The organism is Sinorhizobium sp. 7-81 (genome assembly GCF_030124405.1).
GTDB classification, from domain to species: domain Bacteria; phylum Pseudomonadota; class Alphaproteobacteria; order Rhizobiales; family Rhizobiaceae; genus Sinorhizobium; species Sinorhizobium psoraleae.
Window position 1 is genome coordinate 1 of sequence record NZ_JASKLT010000061.1, and the last position, 1,421, is coordinate 1,421.

Here is a 1,421-nt window from a genome sequence, read left to right on the forward strand (position 1 = left end):
GATAGTGTCCGCGGAGATGGTGTAATTTCGGGGGCGATTTGAGTGGAAGTTGCGGTGGAAATTACACTGCGGTTTCCGCAAGACGTCGGGTGGGCACCGGGCCCGTCGGAGAAGGTGGAGTTGCAAAGCTTCAACCTGACCGAAACGGAGACCCCGATGACCGACGACAGATTACCCCTTGCCGAGCTTGCCGCGAAGAGTGGCGACCCAGATTTTCTTCGTGCCATTGCCGAAAGCGTGCTGCAACTGATCATGGAGGCCGACGTCGATGGCCTGATCGGCGCTGGACGTTACGAGCGTGGCGAAGCCCGCCAGACCTGGCGGAACGGCTACCGCGACCGTACGCTCGACACGCGGCTCGGCACCATGAACCTGAAAATACCGAAGATGCGCACCGGAACCTACTTTCCCGGCTTCCTGGAGCCGAGGAAAACGGTGGAGAAGGCACTGGTCGCCGTCATTCAGGAAGCCTGGATCAACGGTGTTTCGACCCGCAAGGTCGACGAGCTTGTGCAGGCCATGGGCATGACCGGCATCTCGAAATCATCCGTGTCGAAGCTGTGCAAGGACATCGACGAACGCGTGAACGCCTTCCTCAAGCGCCCTCTTTCCGGTGCCTGGCCATATCTCTGGCTCGATGCGACCTACCTGAAGATGCGCGAGGGTGGCCGCATCGTCTCGGTGGCGGCAATAATCGCCGTCGCCGTCGATACGGACGGGAAGAGGGAGATCGTCGGCCTGCACATCGGCCCTTCCGAGGCTGAGCCGTTCTGGACAAGCTTCCTGCGCGATCTGGTTCGCCGTGGCCTTACCGGCGTCAAGCTCGTCATCTCCGATGCGCATGAGGGGCTGAAGGCCGCCATCACCCGTGTTCTCGGCGCGACATGGCAAAGATGCCGCGTTCATGCGATGCGTAATGCGCTGGCTTACGTTCCCAAGGGCCAGCACACCATGGTGGCGGCCGCCATCCGCCAGGCCTTCATTCAGCCTGATCATGACAATGCCGTCCAAACATGGCGGCATGTCGCCGATCAACTCCGGGCCAGATGGCCGAAGCTCGGCACCTTCATGGACGACGCCGAAGGTGACGTGCTTGCCTACATGGCCTTTCCGTCTCAGCACCGCACCAAACTTCACAGCACGAATCCGCTGGAGCGCCTGAACAAGGAGGTGAAGCGCCGTGCCGATGTCGTCGGCATCTTCCCGAACGAATACAGCATCATCCGCCTGATCGGAGCTGTGCTGCTCGAAGCCAACGACGAATGGCAACTGCAACATCGCTACATGCAGATCGAGGGTATGGCCGAGCTTAACCCACAAGCAATCGAGGAGGAAAGGCCACTTCAGATCACACCGAAAGCCGCCTGATCATGACGGCCCGGTTCCACACCCGAAATTACACCAACTTGACGGACGCTATC

Annotated in this window: 1 protein-coding gene; it reads left to right on the top strand. The window is 60.2% G+C overall.

Annotated features, from left to right (window positions below):
- Positions 1 to 156: 156 nt before the first annotated feature.
- Complete coding sequence (locus QN224_RS33455; RefSeq protein ID WP_283980160.1) at positions 157 to 1,368, top strand: IS256 family transposase; 1,212 nt, start codon at positions 157 to 159, stop codon at positions 1,366 to 1,368.
- The last annotated feature ends 53 nt before the right edge of the window (positions 1,369 to 1,421 follow it).